This window comes from Betaproteobacteria bacterium, assembly GCA_016720065.1.
In the GTDB taxonomy this organism is placed as follows: Bacteria; Pseudomonadota; Gammaproteobacteria; order Burkholderiales; family Rhodocyclaceae; genus SSSZ01.
Window position 1 is genome coordinate 936,313 of the sequence record JADJXY010000002.1, and the last position, 23,911, is coordinate 960,223.

23 protein-coding genes are annotated in these 23,911 nt (G+C 64.3%); 5 read left to right on the plus strand and 18 right to left on the minus strand.

The features are described 5' to 3' along the window. Positions 1–9: 9 nt before the first annotated feature. Positions 10–519 carry a CatB-related O-acetyltransferase gene (locus tag IPM73_07620; GenBank protein MBK8917899.1) on the plus strand — a complete coding sequence of 170 codons (510 nt, stop codon included), beginning with the start codon at positions 10–12 and terminating at the stop codon, positions 517–519. Here IPM73_07620 and IPM73_07625 read toward each other — a convergent pair. The 8 genes from IPM73_07625 to IPM73_07660 all read right to left on the minus strand — a co-directional run bounded on the left by IPM73_07625 (position 492) and on the right by IPM73_07660 (position 9,484). Next, the gene (locus tag IPM73_07625) at positions 492–1,367 is read right to left on the minus strand and encodes a glycosyltransferase (GenBank protein MBK8917900.1); all 876 of its coding nucleotides are present in this window, start codon (positions 1,365–1,367) and stop codon (positions 492–494) included. The two genes, IPM73_07620 and IPM73_07625, sit on opposite strands and share 28 nt — an antisense overlap. Continuing rightward, a complete protein-coding gene (locus tag IPM73_07630; protein ID MBK8917901.1) occupies positions 1,364–2,527 on the minus strand; it encodes a glycosyltransferase in 1,164 nt (387 codons plus the stop codon). The genes IPM73_07625 and IPM73_07630 overlap by 4 nt, the downstream gene beginning before the upstream one ends. Next, on the minus strand, positions 2,527–3,579 hold the full coding sequence (locus tag IPM73_07635) for a glycosyltransferase family 1 protein (GenBank protein MBK8917902.1): 1,053 nt from the start codon (positions 3,577–3,579) through the stop codon (positions 2,527–2,529). Before IPM73_07635 ends, IPM73_07630 begins: the two co-directional genes overlap by 1 nt. After that, positions 3,576–4,643: a hypothetical protein gene (locus tag IPM73_07640; protein MBK8917903.1), complete on the minus strand. Its 1,068-nt coding sequence runs from the start codon at positions 4,641–4,643 to the stop codon at positions 3,576–3,578. The genes IPM73_07635 and IPM73_07640 overlap by 4 nt, the downstream gene beginning before the upstream one ends. Continuing rightward, positions 4,637–5,737 carry a glycosyltransferase gene (locus IPM73_07645; GenBank protein ID MBK8917904.1) on the minus strand — a complete coding sequence of 367 codons (1,101 nt, stop codon included), beginning with the start codon at positions 5,735–5,737 and terminating at the stop codon, positions 4,637–4,639. Before IPM73_07645 ends, IPM73_07640 begins: the two co-directional genes overlap by 7 nt. A 103-nt stretch (positions 5,738–5,840) precedes the next feature. Then, positions 5,841–7,577 (minus strand): carbamoyltransferase, encoded by a 1,737-nt coding sequence (locus IPM73_07650; GenBank protein ID MBK8917905.1) that lies wholly within the window; start codon positions 7,575–7,577, stop codon positions 5,841–5,843. Positions 7,578–7,903: 326 nt separating this feature from the next. After that, the gene (locus IPM73_07655) at positions 7,904–8,581 is read right to left on the minus strand and encodes a phosphotransferase (GenBank protein ID MBK8917906.1); all 678 of its coding nucleotides are present in this window, start codon (positions 8,579–8,581) and stop codon (positions 7,904–7,906) included. A 9-nt stretch (positions 8,582–8,590) separates the two neighbouring features. Beyond that, positions 8,591–9,484: a lysophospholipid acyltransferase family protein gene (locus IPM73_07660; protein ID MBK8917907.1), complete on the minus strand. Its 894-nt coding sequence runs from the start codon at positions 9,482–9,484 to the stop codon at positions 8,591–8,593. Positions 9,485–9,760: 276 nt separating this feature from the next. Here IPM73_07660 and IPM73_07665 point away from each other — a divergent pair, with 276 nt between their 5' ends. After that, positions 9,761–10,906, plus strand: a complete 1,146-nt coding sequence (locus IPM73_07665) for an aminotransferase class V-fold PLP-dependent enzyme (protein MBK8917908.1) — start codon at positions 9,761–9,763, stop codon at positions 10,904–10,906. Between the two features lie 19 nt (positions 10,907–10,925). On the opposite strand, the gene IPM73_07670 is transcribed toward IPM73_07665, so the two are convergent. Continuing rightward, positions 10,926–12,164 (minus strand): ABC transporter substrate-binding protein, encoded by a 1,239-nt coding sequence (locus IPM73_07670; protein MBK8917909.1) that lies wholly within the window; start codon positions 12,162–12,164, stop codon positions 10,926–10,928. Positions 12,165–12,242: 78 nt separating this feature from the next. Between IPM73_07670 and IPM73_07675 the strand changes: the two genes are divergently transcribed. Genes IPM73_07675 through IPM73_07685 form a run of 3 tightly spaced genes read left to right on the plus strand, consistent with a single transcriptional unit; the run spans position 12,243 to position 17,235 of the window. After that, entirely contained in the window at positions 12,243–14,870 is a 2,628-nt protein-coding gene (locus IPM73_07675; GenBank protein MBK8917910.1) for a response regulator, read from the plus strand. 54 nt (positions 14,871–14,924) lie between these two features. Then, positions 14,925–16,001 (plus strand): 3-deoxy-7-phosphoheptulonate synthase, encoded by a 1,077-nt coding sequence (locus IPM73_07680; GenBank protein ID MBK8917911.1) that lies wholly within the window; start codon positions 14,925–14,927, stop codon positions 15,999–16,001. A 4-nt stretch (positions 16,002–16,005) separates the two neighbouring features. Beyond that, positions 16,006–17,235 carry a DUF1015 domain-containing protein gene (locus IPM73_07685; GenBank protein MBK8917912.1) on the plus strand — a complete coding sequence of 410 codons (1,230 nt, stop codon included), beginning with the start codon at positions 16,006–16,008 and terminating at the stop codon, positions 17,233–17,235. Positions 17,236–17,289: 54 nt separating this feature from the next. On the opposite strand, the gene IPM73_07690 is transcribed toward IPM73_07685, so the two are convergent. The 9 genes from IPM73_07690 to IPM73_07730 form a co-directional block, all read right to left on the minus strand. Further along, positions 17,290–17,685 (minus strand): DUF2237 domain-containing protein, encoded by a 396-nt coding sequence (locus IPM73_07690; protein MBK8917913.1) that lies wholly within the window; start codon positions 17,683–17,685, stop codon positions 17,290–17,292. Further along, positions 17,682–17,876 carry a Fe-S cluster assembly protein IscX gene (iscX, locus tag IPM73_07695; GenBank protein MBK8917914.1) on the minus strand — a complete coding sequence of 65 codons (195 nt, stop codon included), beginning with the start codon at positions 17,874–17,876 and terminating at the stop codon, positions 17,682–17,684. The genes IPM73_07690 and iscX overlap by 4 nt, the downstream gene beginning before the upstream one ends. Beyond that, positions 17,873–18,217 carry an ISC system 2Fe-2S type ferredoxin gene (gene fdx / locus IPM73_07700; protein MBK8917915.1) on the minus strand — a complete coding sequence of 115 codons (345 nt, stop codon included), beginning with the start codon at positions 18,215–18,217 and terminating at the stop codon, positions 17,873–17,875. Before fdx ends, iscX begins: the two co-directional genes overlap by 4 nt. After that, positions 18,214–20,094: a Fe-S protein assembly chaperone HscA gene (gene hscA, locus IPM73_07705; GenBank protein ID MBK8917916.1), complete on the minus strand. Its 1,881-nt coding sequence runs from the start codon at positions 20,092–20,094 to the stop codon at positions 18,214–18,216. Before hscA ends, fdx begins: the two co-directional genes overlap by 4 nt. Positions 20,095–20,096: 2 nt before the next feature. Further along, complete coding sequence (hscB, locus tag IPM73_07710; GenBank protein MBK8917917.1) at positions 20,097–20,624, minus strand: Fe-S protein assembly co-chaperone HscB; 528 nt, start codon at positions 20,622–20,624, stop codon at positions 20,097–20,099. 98 nt (positions 20,625–20,722) lie between these two features. After that, on the minus strand, positions 20,723–21,046 hold the full coding sequence (gene iscA, locus IPM73_07715) for an iron-sulfur cluster assembly protein IscA (GenBank protein MBK8917918.1): 324 nt from the start codon (positions 21,044–21,046) through the stop codon (positions 20,723–20,725). 2 nt (positions 21,047–21,048) lie between these two features. Then, positions 21,049–21,432, minus strand: a complete 384-nt coding sequence (iscU, locus tag IPM73_07720) for a Fe-S cluster assembly scaffold IscU (GenBank protein MBK8917919.1) — start codon at positions 21,430–21,432, stop codon at positions 21,049–21,051. 10 nt (positions 21,433–21,442) lie between these two features. After that, positions 21,443–22,654 carry an IscS subfamily cysteine desulfurase gene (locus tag IPM73_07725; GenBank protein MBK8917920.1) on the minus strand — a complete coding sequence of 404 codons (1,212 nt, stop codon included), beginning with the start codon at positions 22,652–22,654 and terminating at the stop codon, positions 21,443–21,445. 37 nt (positions 22,655–22,691) lie between these two features. Next, positions 22,692–23,849: a cysteine desulfurase gene (locus tag IPM73_07730; GenBank protein MBK8917921.1), complete on the minus strand. Its 1,158-nt coding sequence runs from the start codon at positions 23,847–23,849 to the stop codon at positions 22,692–22,694. Between the last annotated feature and the right edge of the window lie 62 nt (positions 23,850–23,911).

Below are 23,911 nucleotides of genomic sequence, written 5' to 3' on the forward strand. Positions count from 1 at the left end.
AGCTACGGTATGCCGATCATTCACGATTGGGCCGAAGGCACGACTCTGCGCATCGGCGCCTTCACGTCCATTGCCGATCAGGTGCATATCTTTCTCGGCGGCCATCACCGTACCGACTGGGTATCCAGCTTTCCCTTTCCAGCATTCGTCGAAGAAGCGCGCTCGATCTCCGGCTACGGAGGCAGCCGCGGTGATGTCACCATCGGCAATGATGTCTGGCTGGCCACGGGCTGCGCGATTCTTTCCGGAGTCACCGTGGGCGACGGCGCAGTCGTGGCAGCCTATAGCGTGGTATCGCGCGATGTCGCCCCTTACGAGATCGTGGCCGGGAATCCGGCCCGCAACATCGGCTGGCGCTTCGACGCAGGCACCAGGGAGCGGTTGCTCCAGACACGCTGGTGGTCCTGGCCCGAGGCCGAACTGCGCCAGATCACCCCCTTGTTGTGCAGCGACCGAATCGGGGACTTTCTTGCCTATGCGGCCCAGCGCGATCAGCGGCGCTCCGGAGAAAACCAGTAACGCAGGAGACCCTTGAGGGTCCGCCGGTTCCAACGCCTCATGGGCAGGCGGGCCAGGAGGTCGGCAGCGAAAGCCTTATCGCGATTCGCAGCCTTGACGAACATGGAATTGACGAGCCTGTCGCATACCTTCCGGTACTCGGGGTGTTCGCGGTAATCCGCGTAAATGCGCAGGATCGCTTCGGTCATGAAACGGATGTTCCTGTAGCTGTTGGACGGGTGCTTGCGATAGCGGGCGAGTACCGCATTCAAGGCGTCCACGGCATATCCCGACCGCGCGATCTTGAGCTGGATATAGAGATCCTCCAGGCGAATACCTGGATCGAAACCGCCAACCGCCTCGAAGGCCTGGCGCCGGATGAGCAGAGTCGGCGCGGGAACGCAGGGTTTGCGCTCGAGAAAGATGTCGTCGAAGTTCAGCCTGCGGAAGGGAATATCCCGGCTCTGCTCGCGGTCGGGAAACAAAGTCCCGTCGCTGCGCATGAGTTCCATATTGCCGCCACAGATTCCGACTTCCGGGTGGACGGCCATGTAATCCATCTGAATGCGGAGGCGCTCGGGAAGCATGACATCGTCAGAACCGAAGGGCACGAGGAATTCCCCGCGCGCACGAGCGAAGGCTGCATTGAGGGTTGCGGTCAGCCCCCGGTTGTCCTGAACGAGAAAATCAAAGCCGTGTGCCGCCTGCAGGCGGCGGATACGTTCCGCACTGTCATCCGAGGAACCGTCGTCGATGACCAGGAGTTCGACCCGGGGGTAAGTCTGAGCAAGGATGCTGGTCAGACACTCCTCGATGTAGGGGCCGTGGTTGTAGCACGCGACCACTACCGTCACCAGGGGGAAGCTCATTCCTCTCTCCCCTGCACGGCCGAAGGCAGGTTTTCCTCCACCAGACGGCGGTAGCCTTGCTGGTAGGCCTCCAGGTCGAAGTGCCCGCGCAGGTAGGAATAGGCCTTGCGGCCCGCAGCCTGCCTGCCCGCAGCCGGCATTTCAAGATAGTGGCGCAGGCCCTCGCTCAACGCATCCACATTCCCCGCAGGCACCGCGATACCGCCAGCGCCCTCGACGATGGGCTTGAGCGCAGGAATGGCGGTGGCGACCACCGGTAATCCGGCGCACATGCCTTCGAGGAGTGCCCTGGGCAGTCCTTCGCTCAGAGATGGCATCACCCAGAGGTCGAAGGCTCTGGCATAACGAGCTGCCTGGCTTCGAAATCCGGGCAGGATCAATTTGTCCGCGATGCCGAGTTGTTCGGCCTCCTGCCTGAGTCCGTCCTCCTCCTTGCCGTCGCCGATGATCAACAGCCGCGCTGCGGGAAAGTCCCGATGGAGGCGCGCGAAGGCACGCAGCAGGAAGACATGGCCCTTGACGCGCACCAGGCGCCCAATCGAACCAATGACGAAATCGGCCCGGGCCAGCCCCAATTCGTCGCGCGCCACGTCGGGTGACAGAAAGGCCGCCTGCGTGGCGTCGATGTCCAGGGCGTTGTTGATGGGGCGGGTGTTCGCCGCCGTAAAGCCGCAATCGAGCCCGAGCAGATAGTCACTGACGGCCGAGGAGACGCCGACGAAGCGCCAACGGGGATCGATGAACCAGCGGGCCAGCCGCCGACGCCAGAATCCCTTGTACTCACCGATGCCGTGCGAAATGCCGATGCAAAGGGGAATACCCAGCCAGCGATTGCTTTGCATCACGAGACTGACCGGCTTGTAGCGATTGCAGATCACCGCATGAAACGCCCTTGACCGGCAATAATCCAGCAACTGGCGCCTGAGCCGAAGGCGCATTCCCTTGAGCGCGCTGTCGGGCAACTCGAAATAAACAACCTTGTCGGCAGCGCTTGGTGGATGGCGTGAATCCGGCGCCCCCTGAAAAAACAAGGAGGTCACCTCATAGCGATCCTTGGGGAAGCCTCGAATGATCTGCTCCACGAGATCGTTGGAATCGTGCGAACGATCATGGCACTCCGGCTGAATGATGAGGATGCGGATCCTGGGTGCGTCTGCCATCACTGCTCCATCAGGGGCAGCATCTGCCGGGCAAGACGGACCTTCCACGTATGATCGGCGAGAAAGCGCTGGTGTCCGCGTCTGGCAATGGCCTGCCGCTCTTCCTCGTGGCCGAGAAAGTATTCGACCTTCTCGGCCAGCTCCCTGCTCGAACGGTAGGTTGCGATTTCCTCCCCGGGACGGAACAGTGCGCAGATTTCGTCCGTATGTTCCGTCAGGAGGAAACATCCTGCCGCCACCGCTTCGAAGATACGCAGGTTGATGCCGGTCTCGGCACCGTAGAAGTCACTGCGGGTGATATTGAGAACGATTCTGGACTGGGTAAGCAGGCGGTGTAATTCCTCTCCCCAGACCGGACGGTCTTCGATACGTGCGCGCAGGGCCTCCGAAATGAGCGCATGGTTCCTCCGCCAGCGGTTGCCCCGCACGGTCAGCCGGTCACGAATGCCCTCAAGGAGCAATATCCGCCGCAAGTCGGCGGAGCCGACGAACAGGACGTCGATGGACACCCCCTGCCGGGCCACGCCGAGGGGCTGTGCGCCGAAGGGCACGATGTGGGCGTCGAGGCCACGGGTCTCCCGGAAAAGGCGCACCGCCACGGCGGAACAGGAAAGGATGCGGTGGTAGGCCGGCAATTCCTTCTCGATGAAATAAATGAACTCGCGCTTGCGCGCATAAAGGTTGCAGGAATCGGTATCGTAGAGAACGAGGTGGGCACCGGCCTGATCCGCCAGGACCCTCAGACGTGCGGGATCGAAAAATTTGTAGATGAATCCAACGACCAGAATGTGGGTTGGCCGCTCCTCGCGGATCAAGCTCTGCAAGTCTTCCTCGACCAGGCGAGGCGAACAATGGAACGCCTGCCCGCCCCTCGACCCCTTGATGAGCTTTGACCACGCCGAGCGAAGTCCGTGGAAAGCCCTGTGACGCCCTCGAAGACAGTCGAAGTGGATGCATGGCACGCCGAGGTCAACCAGGGTTTCGCACACTTCGCGGCCGAGGGGTATCCCGGCAATGCCGTCGAGGAGAAGGAGTTTTTCGACGGCACTCATGGCGGCGGCAGAGCAGAAACGATGTCGTTTTCGGAAATGAAAGGCCGCCAGATCGCCCCCCGCGGGCCGGGAAGCGTAAAGCGCGGGCAAACGACCTTCGCCGGCAGCCAGTCGGGACGCCAGTGAAAGCGCGCATTCCTCTTGCGGTAGATGGTGACTACCGGAACGCCCAGAAATGAGGCCAAATGCCCGTTCCCCGAGTCGTTTGCGATCACTGCTCCGGATTCGTAGAGGTAGGCGCCAAGTTCACCGATATCCTTGAAGCGAGGCATTTCAAACCGATTCCCGACGCGTGCACGCCACTCGTCGTACCTGGACGGTGCGACGACGATTTTCGGATCGTACCCAAGGCCGCACAGTCTCTGACACAGGCGAAGAAACGATTCAGGAGCCCATTCCTTCTTCTCCGGGCCGGCCGAATCAGGACTCACGACAATACGCCTGGGATACGCTCTCAGGACCAGCCCCGATGGCGGAGACAGAGGCACCGAGCGGCTCAGGTGCTCCAGACCCATCCGCCTCCGCATGTAGTCCAAGGTTATATCGACCACACTCTCGTCCCCCAGGGGGCGGTCCCGAATCGACCCTCCGCAATCGAGGAGTCCGCGCAGGGCAGCGAATCTGTCTTCGGGAAGTACCTGGCGCTTGGTCTCGGTGAGGTCGTAGCGCCAGTCGATGGGGGCCTTCTGGCACACCAGAAGCCATTGGCGCCGCATTTTATCGGTCACTTCGGGATTCATTGCGGTACGGACCTGGGGAGGCGGGCTCATGATGACCAGATCGAAGCCTTCCAACGCGTGGGGCAAGGAATCTGAATGCAGAGAGGGCCGCGTTTCGAGTTGTGGAACCCAGTGCCGCAACTGATGCCCGACATCGCCAAAATAGGTGACAGCAAAGCCGTTGCGGAGCAGATTCTCCGCCATCATGAGGTAGATCAGCCCGTCACCGAGAGAGTTGTAGGCAAGCAGCGCGATGCTTGCCTTTCCGCATCCGGCGCCCGGCAGACCCGCTCCGCCTCCCTCCAGGTAGGCGTATTCACCCGCAGCCGATGGGAGACTCAACACGACAATACCTCCCGTACCAGGGGCAAAGCGAAGAAACGCGTTCGCGCGGCGTGGTCTGAAAACTTTTCCTCCAGCGTGGGGCCATGGGTTCCCGCCACGGGCGCCGCGAAAAAACGAATCAACATTCCCGCAAGCGCGCGACTGTCCCCCAGGGGGAAAAGGCATGCGGGGTCGTCGACCACCTCGGGCGCGCCGCCGCAGGCCGTGGCCATTACCGGGACATCGGCGGCCATGGCCTCCAGCAGCACCATCCCGAAGGGCTCATGGTCGGAACTCAGCACAAACAGATCGAACGCCTTGAAGCAACGGCGGGCCTCCGGAATCTGGCCGAGAAAGCGGACCGACGGCGCGATGCCAAGGGCTTCTGCCTGCGCTTTGAGTTTCCCCTCCAATGGACCGCTGCCGGCAATGGCCAGCAGGGTTCCGGCGGGAAGTGCCGGCAGGGCGGCTGCGAAACCTGCAACGAGGGTCGCCTGATCCTTGTCCGGGTGCAGGCGCCCCACAGTGCCGATAACCGGGACCCCCTCGGGCAGGCCCAGTCGCAGCCGGGCCTCAGCCCTGGGAAGCAGCGCCCGGCGCGCTGCCTCGACATCCAGTCGATTGTGCAGGGTCTCGATGCGATCCTGCGGCCAGGCAGGCAGGCAGCGTCGAATGTCGTCGCGGACCGCATCCGACACGGCAAGCAACGCGAGACGCCGACGAAAGACATTGGCAAAACACCGCCGGGAGGCCCGCTTGTAGTCTCCAAATGCGTGGTGCACACCGATCACCGGGAGTCGCGTAGCCAGGCAGGCGACGTAGATCGGCTTGGCGCGGTGGGCAATGACCAAGGCAATGTCGCGACCGACGAGCAAACGGCGCAATGCACGGATCGCACCCAGCTTCAACCCGGCGACCTCCCTGGCCGAATACCCCAGGAACGCAACTTCGTCCGATTCCGCTCTGAGTACGACATCCTTGGACGGCGCACCGGTGAGGTATACCGTCAGAACCTTGTAGGGCGAACCGCGAAAGAGTGCGGCGTATTGCCGCGTCACGTCGGCAAAGGGGCCCGAATAGCCGTGGCAGAACTGGAGAATCCAGCGTCCGCTCATGACCACCGGTGGCCGGAAGTGCCTCCGGCATAAATACAGTGACCGCATGCTCCGTACGAAACCCTGATAACGCTCCACCGGCAGGGTCCGCGGCTCGGCAGCATCACGACTTCATCACCAGAACGTCCTCCATGATCAACACCCGCAGATCCGAGCCGAAGAACATGTTCAGCGCATCGGTGGGCGAGCAGATCATGGGTTCGCCGCGGCGGTTGAGGGAGGTGTTGAGGACCACGCCGTTGCCGGTGAGGCGTTCCAGTTCGACCATCAGGTCGTAGTAGCGCGGGTTGTATTCGCGCTTGAGCACCTGGGCGCGGGACGTGCCATCCTCGTGCACCACTTCCGGCACGCGGTTTTTCCATTCCTCGGCCACTTCGAAGGTGAAGGTCATGAAGGGCGCGGGATGGTCGCTGCCCAGCATTTGCGGTCCCACCCGATCGAGCATGCTGGGACAGAACGGACGCCAGCGCTCGCGGAACTTGATCTGCTCGTTGATGCGGTCAGCCACACCGGGAACGCTGGGACAGCCCACGATCGAACGCCCCCCCAGGGCCCGGGGACCGAATTCCATGCGGCCCTGGAACCAGGCTACCGGATCGCCGTCAGCCAGGAGTCGGGCGATGCGCCTGGGGACTTCCCGGTCGCCGTCGGCGATGCGCTCCCAACGGGGGGCCGACGGGTGGCGGACGCAGGCGGCAATGACATCCTCGTTGCTGAAGGCGGGTCCCAGGTAGACGTGCTCCATCGTCTCCACCGGAACGCCCCGCTGCACCGACACGTAGGCGGCGGCGCCGATGGCGGTCCCGGCATCACCGGAAGCCGGCTGGACGAAGAGTTCCTTCAACTCCGGCCGGGCAATGATTTTCTGGTTGAGCTTCACGTTGAGCGCGCCGCCCCCGGCGAAGGCCAGACGGCCCGTCTCGCGCAGAATGTCCCCCAGGTAGTGGTCCATCATCTTGAGCGACAGATCCTCGAAGAGCTTCTGCATGCTGGCCGCGTAATGGATGTAGGGATCGTCGGCGATGTCGCCATGCCGCATGGGGCCCAGCCAATCGATCAACTTGGGGGAAAAGTAATAGCCCTTGCCCTTTTCCTTGTAGCGCCGGAAGCCGATCACGTTGGCGTAATCGGTATTGACCACCAGTTCGCCGTTCTCGAAACTGGCCAGGCGTGAGAAGTCGTACTTGTCCGGATTGCCATAGGGCGCCATGCCCATGACCTTGTACTCACCGTCGAGCATCTCGAAACCAAGGTACTCGGTCAGGGCGCCGTAGAGCCCTCCCAGGGAGTCCGGATCGTAAAATTCCTTGATCTTGTGGATGCGGCCGTGCTCGCCGTAGCCAAAAAAGGTCGTCGCATACTCACCCTTGCCGTCTATACCCAGGATGGCGGTCTTTTCCCGGAAGCCGGAGCAGTGGTAAGCGCTGGCCGCGTGACTGAGGTGGTGTTCCACCGGGATGATTTCGGTCTGCTTGAGATCGAAACCCAGTTGTGTCAGGCACCACTCGATGCGCTTGCGATAGCGGGCATAGCGGCGGTTGCCGGCGAAGATCGCGTCCAGTGCGCGATCCGGCGCGTACCAGTAGCGGCGGGCATAGTGCCAGCGGGCCTTGTCCGAGAGCGGAATGGGCGCGTAAGGAATGGCCACCACGCCGACGTCCTTCGGCTTAAGGCCGGCGAATTCGAGGCAGAACTTGGCCGCTTCGTAGGGCATGCGGTTCTTGGCATGCTTGTCGCGGACGAAGCGCTCCTCTTCTGCCGCCGCGACCAGGCGACCATCGATGTAGAGGGCGGCTGACGGGTCGTGGGTCAGCGCACCGGAGAGTCCAAGAACCTTCAAGCTGGGAACCTCGGTTGGACGATCCCGATGGGGCGTCTGGGCAGCGGCCTGGCGCGAAGCGACGGCGCGACGGGCCGATGCCTGCAAGGAGGCGCAACAGAACAAACGGCCCCTCCGGATGCGCCAGCGGGCTGGGAGCAATGCCTTCCGACGGGCAAGCGATCCGGAGTGGCGCCGAGGTCGAAGGCACAGGATATTCCGGGGATCGACGAGTGGTCAGGCGAGGTTTCCAGGATCAATGCCAAAGTGGTTTCCTAACGAGGGGTTCGGGGAGCGCCGCCGGATTCCTGGCGGCGGCAGAGGCCGCAAGTATACTGTTTTCCCGCTCAGGCCGGCTGGCCGGACCCGCGCAGGGCAACGGCGTGGGCGGCCAGCAGGGCGCGCCAGTCCCCGTCGTCCCACAGGGCCTGATGCCGGGAGAGCTGGTCCAGGTCATGGGCAGCCGCCCGCCAGGGGAGCAAGGGACGGCGCAATTTCTCCAGATCGATGAGGGCGACTTCCGCCGCAGCACCCTGCCCCCGCACCATGATGTGTTTGTCGTAAAGGCAACTGTGCTGCAAACGGGCGCGATGCAGGGTGCCGATGACCGTCCCGACCTTCTGCGCTAGTGCGCGGCGATCTGTCGCGGCGTCGGTCTGAAGGGCATCGAGGGACACAAAGCCCTCCAGGGCCTCGGTCACCAGAATTCCCGCGTAACCCTCCGCAGTACGCCCGCTTCCCCGGAAAACAGGCTGAGGCACCCTTATGCCCAGGCCCGCCAGACGGACGATGTTGCGATACTCCCTCTCCGTTGTCGGCTCACCCCGGGGACTCGCCAGGGAGCGATGCAGGTGGTTGCATTGCTTTTTCACATAGTAGAGCCGCCCCGCCAGCGTCGCCCGCAGCATGCCGCTCCAGCCCCCGCGACGCCGATTGGGTTCCTCGACCCAGGCCCCCGGAACGGCCCACCACGCCTCGAAGGACTGCGGCAGGTCGGCGACCGGAGCGTCGATCGTGCTGGGCATGGCCTTTTCCTAGTAAATGCGGGGTTCGCCTTGCGGGCGGGTCTTGAAACGGCGGTGCACCCAGTAGTACTGGGCCGGCATGGTACGCACAGCGGCTTCGATCCAGGCGTTCATGCGCGCCGTGTCGGCGTCGGGATCCTCGCTGGGATAGTCGGCCCAGGCCTCCTCGAAACTGACTTCGTAGCCCTGACCTCCCGGGAGCAGACGGGTCAGACAGGGAACAATGGTAGCCCCGGCCAGACGTGCCAGGCGGGGCAACCCGCTCACCGTCGCCGCGGGAATGCCGAAGAACGGTGCGAACACGGCATCCCGGCGCCGCGCGTTCAGGTCGGGAAGATAGTAGAAAGGCCGGCCGGCTCGCATGGCCTTCACCGTGGCCCGCGTGCCGTCCTGCCGCGAAAGGAGCAACTGGTCCCCGAAGCGCCGGCGACCCCGGTAGAGAAGGCGGTCGAAGACGGGATTGCTCTGCGTCGCATACAGGCTGATGACGTCGAAACGTCGGCTCACCGCAATCCCGCCGGCGTCGAGTCCGAGAAAATGCGGCGCCAGGAGAATCACCGGCTTGCCGGCGTCGAGCAGTTCCCGCACCCGGTGCGCGTTGCTGGCGCGTACCAGGCGATCCAGACGTTCCGGACTGCCCCACCAGAAGAGACCCCGCTCGATCAAGCTGCGACCCAGGAGCTTGAAATGCTCGAGCACCAGAGCTTCGCGTGCCTCGGCACTCAATTCAGGGAAGCACAGCTCGATATTGGTTCTGGCCACGCGGCGGCGCTGCTTGCCAAAGCGATAGAGAATGCCACCCAGGGTCCTTCCCACCTGGGCAAGCACCCCCATAGGCAAGAAATGCAGCAGCCACAGGCATCCTGCCACGAGCCAGCTCAAGCCATTGCGCACCCTGCTCATTTCCTGTGGCCCGCTCCTGCCGCTCTGGTCGCTATGCTGCCCAGCGGAGCGCGGGTGGCTCCCTTGTCGAAAAGAAGCGGAGTTTACTACCGAAATCGAGCCGCGGCCCGACAGCAAGGCATGGGGGCAAGGCCTGCCGTGACATGCGCCCCTGGCGGCTTGGCCGGCTTCGGCGATCGCGGTGGTCCCGGCTGCGGTATCCTGCCCCCGAGGCCTGACCAAGCCCCGGACGTTTCCGGTAGGCACGCTGCGGCAGGCCCTTGTCGTGGAGCCGCGATGCCGGACCCGAAGCTCAAAACGCTCTTCCTTCTGGACCAGAAGATCCATTTCCTCAATCACGGATCCTTCGGGGCCGTCCCACGACCCGTCTTCGCCGCCTGGCGCCGCTGGCAACGCCGCCTGGAGCAGCAACCGGTGCGCTTCCTGAGCCGCGATCTGGAGGGGCTGTTGGCCGGGGTGCGCCAGGACCTCGCCCTGGAGTTCGGGGCCGAGCCCGAGGATATCCTCCTGGTTCCCAACGTCACCTATGGCGTCAATCTCGTCGCCCGCTCCCTGGCACTCGAACCCGGCGATGAAGTGCTGGCCAGCGACCAGGAGTACGGCGCCTGCGACCTCATCTGGGCCCGGGTATGCGCGGCTCGCGGCGCCCACTACTGCAGGCAGCCCCTGCCCTTCCCCGCCACCGCGGAGGGTGTCTTGGCGGATGCCCTGTGGTCCGGGGTGACGCCCAGGACGCGCCTCATTTTTCTCAGCCTCGTCACTTCGCCGACCGCCATTCGGCTACCGGTCGAGGAAATCTGCCGTCGCGCCCGAACCCGCGGCATCGCTGTCCTGGTCGACGGCGCTCATGGCCCGGGACAGATCCCCCTGAACCTGGATGGGCTGGGCGCCGACTACTTCACCGGCAATCTGCACAAGTGGGCCATGGCGCCTCGGGGCGCCGCCTTCCTGCACGTCCGGCGCGACAGACAGGAAGCGCTGCACCCTTTGATCGTCAGCTGGGGAGACGCAAACGGAAGTTCCGCCGGCCTTGCGGCCCGCCTGCAATGGGCCGGAACCGACGACCCGACCGCCCTGCTGGCGGTCCCGGCGGCCCTGGAATTCGCCTCCAGGAACGACTGGGCGACGGTGCGCAGGCAGTGCAGCCGCCTCCTGGCCGAGGTGCTGGATGAGGTTGCCCATTTCACCGGCCTGCCGGCCCTCCACCGCCCCGGCGCCGCATTCCCGCTTCAGATGGGAGCGGCCCTGCTGCCGCCGGACACCGACGCTGCGCTGCTCAAGAGGCGTCTCTACGACGAGTATCGGGTCGAGGTTCCCATCATCGAATGGTCGGGCCGGATCCTGCTGCGGGTTTCCATCCAGGGCTACAACGACAGCAAGGACGGGCAAGCCCTCGTCGCGGGGCTCAAAGCCTTGCTCTGACGCAATTTGCCCAGCCCGATCAGGGCCGCCGGCCGGCAACCAAAGGACACTCCCCGGCTTCTAGGGGCCGGAACGCGGCTTCGCCCGGGATGGTCTTGAGGATGCGCAGATAGTCCCAAGGCTCGGAAATGTCCGCCGGTTTTTTCACTTGCAGCAGATGAACGTCGTGCACCATGCGGCCGTCGGGACGCAGGACACCCTTGCGCACCACCGCATCCCGGATTGGGATTTCCCGCAGGCGGGCGACCACCGCACGACTTTCCGTCGTTCCCGCCGCCGCCACAGCCTTGAAATAGTGGGTCAAGGCCGAATAGACGCCAGCCTGCAGATCGGTGGGCATGGCACCGGTGCGTTCGTAGAAGCGGCGCGACCAGGCGCGGGATTCCTCATCCCGGTTCCAGTAAAAAGCGTGGGTGAGCCGCAGACCCTGGGCCAGGGGCGGCTGCATCACATGAACGTCGGTGAGGGTCGTGGCGACCGCCGCCAAGGTGATCTTGCCCCGGCTGACCCCGAGAAGATCGTAGGCCTGCCTCACCGAAGCGATGAGATCGTTGCCGGCATTCACCAGGCCGATGACGTCGGCGCCGGATTGGGCCGCCTGGCGCAGTTTGCCGAACAGGTTGGGCTCGCCGAAGGCATGGGTGACGCTCCCCAGAACCGTCCCGCCATTGCTCTGGATGATCGCCGTCAGGGACTGCTGCACATCGCGGCCGAACTGATTGTCGACCACGACCAGATACCAGCGCCGCGCTCCCAGGCGGGTCAGTTCCCCGCCAATGACCTGATTGAACGCGTAGCCGTCGTACATCCAGTGGATGGCGTTGGCCGCACAGGCCTTGCCGGTGATGGCAGGCGTCATGACCCCGTTGTAGAAGGTCAACAAATCGCGATCCCGAAGGGCATCCTGCACCGCCAGGGCGGTGGGCGAACCCACGACGTCGGCAATGACCTGTACCGTTCCCGCATCGGCCCATTCCCGGGCGATGCGGGCCGCTGTGGCGGGGTCATTGCCGTGGTCGGCAAAGACCACCCGGATCGGCCGCCCGAGGACCATACCCCCCGCATCCTCGATGGCCAGACGGGCTGCGGTCACGGACCCGGGCCCTGCCAGATGGAGATAGCTCCCCTTCAGGTCGAGCAAAAGGCCCACCGCGATGGACTCGTCCGCCGCCCGCGCCGAGCTTGCGCTCCCTTGCACGAGGGCCATCACCGCAAGGGCGAGAAGACAAAGACAACTGCGCAGAGATTTTCCGTTCATTGATCCGGTCGGTGGTGACGGGCCGTTTTTTATCTATTATGTGCGAACTTTGACATTGGGGTGTTTACAGCAGGGGCCATGGCTTCCGGCAGACCTTTTCCCATCTTCTTCCTGTGTGGCATCGCCGCCATCGGCTTGGCGCTCCTGGGGGCGTTCGTCCATTACAACGGAATCCACAACCAGTTCCTCGCGGCCAATTTCGACAGCGTGCATGGAGCCCGCACACTGCTCAAGGCCCAATCCTTCCTGAAGCAGGCTCAGGGCAAGCTGGAACGGGCCAATCAGCCGGGAAGCGACACCGAAGCCCTGCTGCACCAAGCCACCGATGCGCTCTTCCAGGCGGCCAGCTACGGCGCGGAAGGCAGCGACGATGCGCAACACCGCCGCTCGGAATTGACCAGTCGTACCCGCATCGTCCATAAGCAGGTCGAACAATTGCTCGTCTCCGGGTCAAGCCCTGCCGTCGCCGCAAGCCTGCCCGTCCTCATCGCCCAGGTGCGCAGTCTGGGCGAAGAGTTCGGCACGGCAGAACTCGAGCACTGGAGCACGCTGTCCTCCCTGAATGCCGAACTGGCCGTGCGCATGGAGCAGTTGCGCCTCTTCATCGCCGCAACCATCATCGCCTTCATGGCCATCATGTTTTTCCTGGCCCGTTCGCTCCAGCGCACCCGTCGCGCGGAGGCGGCCCTGCTGACGGCCAAGTCGGATACCGAAGCGATTCAGCAGACCACCCTGGACGCGGCCACAGTGGGCATCATCTACGTGGATATGGCCGATGCCGCGCAACCGCGGGTCGTGGCTGCCAATCGCCAGATGTCGGCCATGGCGCGTCTGTCCCAGGAACAGTTGATGGGCATGTCGCTTTCCCGGCTCTACGCGGACGTGGGAAGCTTTCAGACCGCAGCCTCGGAACTGCGGCGCATCCTGTCCACCGAAGACGTCGTGCGCGGCGAGCACCTGATGCGCCGGGCCGACGGCAGCGTCTTCTGGTGTGCCCTGTCGGCCAAGGCCATCGATCCGGCCAACCCTGCCCGGGGCATCGTCTGCCTGCTGGAAGACGTCAGCGAGAAGAAGCGCGCCGAGGAGGAGCTGGAAAACGCCAGGCTGGAAGCAGAAGGCGCCAACCGGGCCAAGAGTGAATTCCTGGCCAACATGAGCCACGAAATCCGCACGCCCTTCACCGGCGTTCTGGGCATGCTGGAACTCCTGCTGCAATCCCGCCTCCTGCCGGAACAGCGCCGCCATGCGGAACTCGCCCACCGCAGTACCAAAAACCTTCTGTCCATCGTGGACGACATCCTCGACCTGTCGCGCATCGAAAACGGCAAGCTAGAACTGCGTCCGGTCACGACGGAACTGCACGCCCTGGCCAAGAGCATCATCCAGTTCCACGAAATTCAGGGCCAGGCCAAGGGGCTGCGGGTCGAACTCGACATCGACCCGGCTCTGCCCGATTTCGTGGTTGTCGACGGCCTGCGCCTGCGGCAAGTTCTCGACAACCTGATGGGCAACGCCCTGAAGTTCACTTCCCAGGGGGGGGTCCGGCTGGCTGTGGTGGCGACGGAATCGGAACCCGACCGCTGCCGCGTTCGATTCACTATCTCCGATACCGGCATTGGCATCCCGGTGGCCCAACAGGCGCGCATTTTCGAAAAGTTCACCCAGGCCGACGGATCGACCGGCCGGGTCTATGGTGGCAGCGGCCTGGGCCTCGCCATCTCCCGTCAGTTGGTCGAACGCATGGGCGGCGAAATCGGTGTCAGCAGCGTCGAAGGCCAGGGCAGCCGCTTCTGGGTCGAACTCGACGTCCAGGTCGTTCCGCCTCCCCGCTACCGCGAGCCGGAACTCGGCACAACCCCCCCAGTACGTCTCCCCGAGGGCGTTACCGTACTTCTGGCAGACGACAGCGAGACCAACCGTGAGGTGCTCTCCGGGTTGCTCGAAGGATTCGGGGCACGGACGCTTCTCGCCGAAAACGGCGAAGAAGCTGTGCGCCTCGCCTCCCAGGCCAAACCTGACGTGATCCTCATGGACATCCAGATGCCGGGGCTGGATGGCTACGAAGCGACCCGCCTCATCCGTACGGGGGAAACTCCGGGACAGCGGGTACCGATCATCGCACTGACCGCCCACGCCATGGCCGGGGACCGGGAGAAATGCATTGCCGCGGGCATGGATGACTACCTCTCCAAACCCGTGGCCCACGAAGCCCTGGCCGCCTCCATAGCGCTGCAGTTGGCCTACGTTTCCCCCGCGGCGATTCTGGGCGACCCCCCCTCGGCGCGGTTCGCGCCAAGAGGCTACCGCGGAAACGTTCTTCTGGCCGAAGACGACGTATCTATCCGCACCGCCTGTCGGGGTCTGCTGGAACACCTTGGCTGTCGCGTCCTGGCGGTGGGCGATGGCGCCGAGGCCCTGGCCCTGTTCGGTTCCGAAGATCTCGATCTCATCCTCCTCGACTGCCGCATGCCCGGTCTGAGCGGCCAGGAAACCGCCCGCCTGTGGCGCCAGAGGGAACTGGAAGAGAAACGCATGCCGACGGCTATCATCGCCCTCACCGCCCTGGCCTCGGAGGAAGACAGAGCGCAGTGCCTTGCGGCGGGCATGAACGACACCCTGGCCAAACCCTTCAGTCAGGCGGCTCTCGAGCGCCTGCTCGACGCCTGGCTGGGCGCCGACGTCCCAACAGAAGGCAAGACAGGGTAAACTCGCGAGTTTCCGCGACTGGCCCGCCAGCGCCCCTCCGAACGAGAACACGCCATGACCACTCCCAATCTCGAAAACGTCAACGTCAGTGCCTTCGATGCCATGCCCAGCCCGGAGGAGTTGCACGCCCGCCTACCCTTGTCATCCGCGGCGGGAAAAACCGTCAATCACGGCCGCGACGTCCTGCGTCGCATCCTCGAGCGCAAGGATCACCGTCTTTTCGTCGTCGTCGGCCCCTGCTCGATCCACGATCCCAAGGCGGGCCTCGACTATGCACGCCGCCTGCGCGACCTGACCGCCGAGATCGGCGATACCCTCTACCCGGTGATGCGGGTCTATTTCGAGAAACCCCGCACCACGGTGGGGTGGAAGGGCTACATCAACGACCCTTACATGGATGATTCCTTCCGCGTCGACGTGGGCATGGAACGGGCCCGCGAATTTCTCCTGGCCGTCAATGAACTGGGCCTGCCCACCGGTACCGAGGCCCTGGACCCCATTTCGCCCCAGTACTACGGCGACCTGATTGCGTGGACCGCCATCGGCGCCCGCACCACCGAATCCCAGACCCACCGCGAAATGTCCTCCGGCCTGTCCACCCCTGTGGGCTTCAAGAACGGTACCAGTGGCGATCTCGCCGTGGCGGTCAATGCCATACTGTCCGCCTCCAAGCCCCATTCCTTCCTGGGCATCAACGGCCAGGGCCGCGTGGCCATCGTCCGCACCAGCGGCAATCGCCACGGCCACGTCGTGCTGCGCGGTGGTGACGCTCGCCCCAACTACGACACCGTATCCGTCTCCATGGCCGAGCAGGCCCTGGCCAAGGCCAAGCTGCCCGCCAACATCGTGGTGGATTGCTCCCACGCCAACAGCAGCAAAAAGCCGGAACTGCAACCCCTGGTCATGGCCGACGTGGTCAATCAGATTCGCCTGGGCAACAAGTCCCTGGTCGGCGTCATGATCGAATCCAACATCGAAGCAGGCAATCAGTCCATTCCCGCCGACCTGAGTCAGCTTCGCTACGGCTGTTCGGTGACCGACGCCTGTGTCGACTGGGTCACCACCGAGAAGATGTTGCGCGACGCGGCGATCATGCTGCGCGACGTACTACCCGAGCGTCTGCCCTCCTGACCCCATGGCGCTGATTCGCCCCTTTGCCGCCCTGCGGCCGGCCCCCGGTCGCGCAGCCGACGTGGCCGCCCCTCCCTACGACGTACTCTCCAGCGACGAGGCCCGCGAACGGGCCGCCGGCAAGCCCTACAGCTTCCTGCACATCTCCAAGGCAGAAATCGATCTGCCGCAGGAGACCGACCCCTACGCGCCGGCGGTCTATGCCCGATCCGCAGCCAACCTGGCAAGCCTCGTAGGCAAGGGCATCCTTCTGCGCGACTCGACACCCCGCTACTACGCCTACCGGCTCACCATGGGCAGCCATGTCCAGACCGGACTGGTCGCCGCCGCCTCGGTGGCCGACTACGACAGCAATCGCATTCGCCGCCACGAGTTCACCCGGCCTGACAAGGAAGACGACCGGGTGCGCCAGATCGAGGCCCTGAACGCCCAGACCGGGCCGGTGTTGCTCGCCTACCCGGAGTGCCCGGCGGCTGACGCCGTCATCGCCGCTGCCACGGTGGGCGAGCCTCTCGCCGACGTGACGGCGGATGGCGTGCGCCACACCACCTGGGCCATCGACGATGCGGCCGCCATTGCCACCCTCAGCGCCGCCATGGATGCCCTGCCCGGCCTCTACATCGCCGACGGACACCACCGCTCGGCGGCAGCGTCCCGCGTCGCCGCCGCCCGCCGCGAAGGTGGCGCATCGGCAGGTGCGGCCGAGGCTTTCCTGGCCGTCATGTTCCCCGCCCACGAAATGCGCATCATGGATTACAACCGGGTCGTGCGGGATCTCAACGGCCTCACGCCGGAAGCCTTCCTGGCCCGCGTGGGCAAGACCTTCGCCATCGAACCGGCCCCGGGCGCCTTCTCTCCCGAAGCACCGGGAATCTTCGCCCTCTATCTCGCCGGACGCTGGGTCCGCCTGCGCCTCGATCCGGCCCTCATCCCCGCCGGGGACCCGGTGGCGCGGCTCGACGTCAGCCTGCTGTCGGACCACCTGCTGGGCCCCATCCTGGGCATCGCGGACCTGCGCCGCGACAAGCGCATCGATTTCGTTGGCGGCATCCGGGGCTTGGGTGAGTTGGAACGCCGGGTCGACAGCGGCGAAATGGCCGTTGCCTTCGCCCTCCACCCGACGCGCATGGCCGACCTCATGGCCGTGGCCGACGCCGGCGAAGTGATGCCCCCTAAATCCACCTGGTTCGAGCCCAAGCTCGCGGACGGACTGCTGTCCCACGTCCTGGATTGACGGAAGGCTCGGTGGGGACACCCTCGGGCCCGTCCCCACCGGCGCCACGGCCCCCTACTGAAGGTCGTTGGCGTAGCGCCGCAGGTCATCCAGCGTGACGATCTCCAGGGCCGCCTGATTGGTGGCGGTCAGCACCACCCGGGGCGCCTTGCCGGCCCGCAAAGCCTCCTGCCAGCGGGCAGCGCACAGACACCAGCGATCCCCCGGATGCAGCCCGGGAAAACCGAATTCCGGGCGCGGCGTAGACAGATCGTTGCCCCGTTGCCGCGAAAATTCGAGGAAATCGGCGCTGGCGACAATGCATACCGTGTGGCTGCCCAGATCGTCCGGTCCCGTATTGCAACACCCGTCCCGGTAGAATCCGGTGCGAGGCCGCTCGCTGCAGGGCAGCAATGGGCCGCCCAGAACGTTGAGCTGGCTGCCGCTGCCGGGCCAATCACGGGGTTTCACGCGACCTCGTCGATCCAGGCCTGCTGGATTGCCTCGAGAATCTTCTCGCCACAATGCTTGGGGTCGTCGTCGAAGCCCGGCAGGGCCATGACCCAGTCCCGCAGATCGACGAAATTGACTTTCAGCGGGTCTCTATCCGGGTAGGCGTCCGCCAGCTCGATGGCGACGTCGTCGATATCGGTCCACTTCATTTGCGATGCCCCTCCTTTGCCATGTTGATGCTGTATTTGGGGATTTCCACCACCAGCGGTGTGTCGCCGACCAAAGCTTGGCAGCCCAGGCGGGAGTTGGGTTCCAGACCCCAGGCCTTGTCCAGGAGGTCTTCCTCGTCGTCCTCGGCCGGATCCAGGGAGTTGAACCCCTCGCGCACGATGACGTGGCAGGTGGTGCAGGCGCAGGACATTTCGCAGGCGTGCTCCAACTCGATGTCGTTCTCCAGCAAGTTCTGGCAAATGGATTTTCCGGCTTCGGCCTCGATCACGGCTCCGTCCGGACACAGTTCCAAGTGGGGTAGTACGACGATCTGGGTCATGCTTCCTCTCCGGTCTTGATGTCATCCACCTTGCGCCCGGCCAGCGCCCGCTTGATGCTTTGATCCATACGGCGGTGGGCAAATTCCTGGGTTTCGTAGCCCAGGTCGTCCATGGCCAGGTTGATGACGCGGCGGTTGTCGCCGGCCATGGTGGCGCGCAGCTTTTCCATCACTGCCGTAATCTTGCCGATCTCAGCCTCGGACAGGAGATGAGGATCCTCGGCCAGGGCAGCCTCGGTGGCTTCGATCAGGCGGCGAGCCTCGACCCGGGCCTCGGCGAGGGCGCGGTTGATGGCGTCGTCCTTGGCGTGGGCCATGGAGTCTTGCAGCATGGTGGCGATCTCGTCGTCGGACAGGCCGTAGGAGGGCTTGACCGTGACACTGGCTTCGACGCCGGTGGTCTGCTCCCGGGCGGAAACGGAAAGGAGCCCGTCGGCATCGACCTGGAAGGTGACGCGGATGCGCGCCGCCCCCGCCACCATGGGCGGGATGTCGCGCAGCTCGAAGCGGGCCAGCGAGCGGCAATCGGCCACCAGTTCCCGCTCGCCCTGCACCACGTGGATGGCCATGGCCGTCTGGCCATCTTTGAAGGTGGTGAATTCCTGGGCGCGGGCGGTGGGGATGGTGGAATTGCGGGGGATGACCTTCTCGGTCAGGCCGCCCATGGTCTCCAGGCCCAGAGAGAGCGGGATGACGTCGAGCAGCAGCCAGTCGTCCTGACCGGTCTTGTTGCCCACCAGCAGATTGGCCTGGGTGGCGGCGCCGATGGCCACCACCTTGTCCGGGTCCAGGTTGGTGAGCGGTTCCTGACGGAAGAAGTCGCCCACCGCCTTCTGCACCTGGGGCATGCGGGTGGCCCCGCCAACCATGACCACGCCCTTGATGTCCTCGGGCCTGAGCCCCGCGTCGCGCAGGGCCTTCTTGACAGCCTGCAGGGTCTTGGAAACGAGGGTCTGGGTGATTCCGGCGAAGGTGCCGACCTCGATGCGCAGGTCAACGATCTCGCCGGAGTTGAGCCGCACCGTGACGGGCGCCTCCGGTTGATTGGTGAGGAACTCCTTGGCCTCCCGACAGCGCATCATGAGGAGGCGGGAATCCTCGGCGGACAGCGGTTGCAGCTTGGCCTGCTCGATGGCCCAGCAGAAGAGGCGATGGTCAAAATCGTCGCCCCCCAGGGCCGAATCGCCGCCGGTGGCCATGACCTCGAAGACGCCCTTGGTGAGCTTCAAGATGGAAATATCGAAGGTCCCGCCACCCAGGTCGTAGACGGCGTAGACCCCCTCGGCGGCGTTGTCCAGGCCGTAGGCGATGGCGGCGGCCGTCGGCTCGTTGAGCAGGCGCAGGACATTGAGGCCGGCGAGCCGCGCCGCGTCCTTGGTGGCCTGGCGCTGGGCGTCGTCGAAATAGGCGGGTACGGTGATGACGGCGCCCACCAGCTCGCCGTCCAGGGCCGCCTCGGCCCGTGCCCGCAGGGTCTTGAGGATATCGGCGGAAACCTCCACCGGGCTCTTCACCCCGGCGACGGTCCTGACCTTGACCATGCCCGGCGCCTCGACGAAGTCGTAGGGCATGGATTCGACGTGGGCGATGTCCTTCAGGCCCCGGCCCATGAAGCGCTTCACCGAGACGATGGTGTTCTTGGGGTCTTTCGCCTGCTGCTTCTGGGCGTCGTAGCCGACTTCGGTGCTGCCGTCGGCGTGATAGCGGACGATGGACGGCAGCAGCGGACGCCCCTGCTCGTCGTTGAGCACCTTGGCAAGACCGCTCCGCACCGTGGCGACGAGGGAATTGGTGGTACCGAGGTCGATACCGATGGCGAGCTTGTGCTCGTGGGGCGCCGCCGACTCTCCGGGCTCGGCGATTTGAAACAGGGCCATGGCTATTCTTCCAGCGACGCCAGGGCGTCGTCGATTTCGTGCAACAGTTTTTCCAGGAACATCAGTCGGCGCACGGCTTCCGCCGCGCCGGCCAAGTCCGCTGCCTCGTCCAGGAGGCGGCCGAGTTCATCGTAGCGGCTGGCGATGTCCGCCCGCAGCCTGTGGTGCAGGCGTTCCAGTTCGTGGTGCTCCCGGGCGCCCCGCGCCTCGGCAACGGCCTCCCTCCACTCCATCTGCTCCATGAGGAACTCCGGGGCCATGGCGGTATTGCTCTCGGCCTGGACGTCGTGCCCAGCCAGATGCAGCAGGTACTTGGCGCGCTCCAGGGGCTTCTTCAGGGTCTGGTAGGCCTCGTTGGCCCGCGTCGCCCACTGCATGGAGAGGCGCCGCTCCGCATCGCCAGCGTGAGTGAAACGATCCGGATGCACCTGCCCTTGTACCGCACGATAGCGCAGGTCCAGGTCGGGCACGTCGATCCGGAAGAGCCTGGGGAGTTGGAACAACGAGAAAAAATCGGCGGTGAGATCCACCAGAAACCTCAAAATGTGATCGGTATTCCCGGCCGACCCGATTACGAACACCTCAAAGCAAAGGCGGGGCAATGAAGCAGCGGCGCGCCATCAACTCATCAAACGTTAAAGGACTCGCCACAGCCGCATTGATCCTTGACATTCGGGTTATTGAATTTGAATCCTTCATTCAGCCCTTCGCGGGCGTAGTCCAGCTCCATTCCGTCGAGATAGGGCAGGCTCTTGGGATCGACAAATACCTTGACTCCCTTGCTCTCGAAAACGAGATCGTCACCGGCACTCTCATCCACGAATTCAAGCTTGTATGCCATCCCGGAACAACCGCTGGTGCGCACCCCCAAGCGCAGGCCTATGCCCTTGCCCCGCTTGCTCAGGTAGTTGGCGACGTGCTTTGCCGCCTTGTCGCTCAAGGTGATGGCCATGCTCATTCTCCGTGCTTTTTCTTGTAATCGGCCACGGCCGCCTTGATGGCATCCTCGGCCAGGATGGAGCAGTGGATTTTTACCGGCGGCAGGGCCAGTTCCTCGGCAATTTCGGTGTTCTTGATCGTCAGGGCCTGATCGACGGTCTTGCCCTTCACCCACTCGGTGACCAGGGACGAGGAAGCAATGGCGGAACCGCAGCCATAGGTCTTGAACTTGGCGTCTTCGATGACGCCCTGCTTGTTGACCTTGATCTGCAGCTTCATGACGTCGCCGCAGGCGGGTGCCCCCACCATGCCGGTGCCGACGCCCTCGTCTTCCTTGGTGAAGGAACCGACGTTGCGGGGATTTTCGTAGTGATCGATGACTTTGACGCTGTAGCTCATGATGGTCTCCTTAATGCGCAGCCCACTGGACGGTCCTCAGGTCGATGCCTTCCTGGACCATTTCCCAGAGGGGAGAAAGTTCACGTAGTTTCCCAATTTTCGTATGTAACAATCTGATTGCATAGTCAATTTCCTCTTCAACCGTAAAGCGACCCAAGGTAAACCGGATCGAACTGTGGGCGAGTTCGTCATCGCGGCCAAGAGCCCGCAGAACGTAGGAGGGTTCCAGGCTGGCCGAGGTACAGGCGGACCCTGAAGACACCGCCAGGTCCTTGATGGCCATGATCATGGATTCACCTTCCACGTAGGCGAAGCTCATGTTGAGGTTGTGGGGCACGCGGTGCTCGGCGTCTCCGTTCAGATACACGGCGTCGATGTCGGAGAGCCCGGCAAGGAGCCTATCCCGCAGGGCACCAATACGCAGGTTCTCCGCGGCCATCTCTTCCCTGGCGATACGGAAGGCCTCGCCCATGCCGACGATCTGGTGGGTGGCCAGGGTACCGGAACGGAAGCCACGCTCGTGGCCTCCGCCGTGCATCTGCGGTTCCACGCGGATGCGGGGCTTTCTGCGCACGTACAGGGCGCCGATGCCCTTGGGACCGTAGGTCTTGTGGGCGGAGAAGCTCATCAAATCCACCTTCAGCCTAGCCAGGTCGATATCGACCTTGCCGGTGGCCTGGGCGGCATCCACGTGGAAAATGACGCCTTTCTCGCGGCAGATTTCGCCCAGCTGCTCGATGGGCTGGACGACACCGATTTCATTATTGACGAACATCACCGAGGCCAGCACGGTATCGGGGCGGATGGCAGCCTTGAAGGCTTCCAGATCCACCAGGCCATTTTCCTGGACGTCCAGGTAGGTGGCCGTGAAACCCTGGCGCTCCATCTCGCGCACCGTATCCAGCACCGCCTTGTGTTCGGTCTTCACCGTGATGATGTGCTTGCCCTTGGTTCCGGCGTAGAAATTGGCGGCGCCCTTGATGGCCAGGTTATTGGATTCCGTGGCACCCGAGGTCCACACGATCTCCTTGGGGTCGGCATTCACCAGGGCGGCGACCTGCTCGCGGGCGGTCTCTACCGCGGCCTCCACTTCCCAGCCATAGCTGTGGGAACGGGAAGCCGGATTGCCGAATTTCTCCACCAGGAAAGGAATCATCTTTTCCGCCACGCGCGGGTCCACCGGAGTGGTGGCTGAGTAATCCAGATAAATGGGCAGTTTCATCGTTTCTCTCGTCTCGTCGGAAATGTTTCTGGCGACCTCAGGCCGCCATGGCAGCAAGTCCCCGCAGGCTTCCGACCGTAGTCCCCAGGGTTGTCAGCAAGGCGTCAACTTCGGCTTCAGTATTGCGCGCCCCGAAACTCACCCTGACCGCCCCGCGGGCGAGATCGTCAGGCACCCCCATGGCGGCCAGCACAGGGGAAGGCTCTGGATTTGCGCTGGAGCACGCCGAACCGCTCGCCACCGCGAATCCGGCCCGGTCGAGTTTGCCGACCAGGGTCTCGCCGTCGACCCGGGCAAAGGCGAAAAAACAGGTATTGGGTAGACGCTCCGCCGTAGGCGCGAAAATCGTCGCACCCAAGGCCGTCAGCCCACGCTCCAGCCGATCACGCAGCCCACGCAAACGCGCCGATTCCGCCGCCAGGCGCGACACGACGCGCTCGCAGGCCAAACCAAAACCGACGATGGCAGCCACGTTCTCAGTTCCCGAGCGCAAATTCCCTTCCTGGCCGCCACCGGCAATCAGGGGCCGCAGTTCTGCGCGCTTGTCCATGACCAGGGCCGCGGCGCCCTTGGGGCCGCCGATCTTGTGCCCGGAAATGGTCAGGGCATGGACGCCGGTGCCATTGAGTGCGCGGAAATCGAGCGCCACCTTGCCAAACGCCTGGACCGCATCGCTGTGAAACCAGGCACCGCAAGATTGGGCCTCTCGGGCCAGGGTCGGGATGTCCTGGATGACGCCGGTCTCGTTATTGGCCAGCATCACGGAAATGAGGCGCGGCCGCAGTGCGAGGGCCTCGGCCCAGGCCGGCGGACTGAGATGGCCGTCGGCATTCACTGCGAGTTTCCGGATCGTCCACCCCTGGGGCGCCAACTGGGCCACCGGCCTGGCGACCGACGGATGCTCGGTTGCACCCACGGCAAGGAACCCCGGGCGCAGACTGGAGGCGGCCCCCTTCAGGAAAAGATTGTTGGCCTCGCTGCCCCCGCTGGTGAAGATGACTTCCGTCGGATGAGCCCCGACTGCCGCCGCCACGCGCTGACGCGCGTCATCCAGGGCTCGCCGGGCCTCCCGGCCATACTCGTGGCGACTGGAGGGGTTTCCCCAGGAATCCCGCAACCAGGGCAGCATGGCGGCCAGCACGCTCTCGTCGAGCGGAGTGGTCGCGTTGTGATCGAGGTAGGCAGGTCGAAACATGATCTTAACGTGGAAGACGCGCTGCGCTTCTGTCACCGCTCCTCACCCGCCGGGCGGGAAAG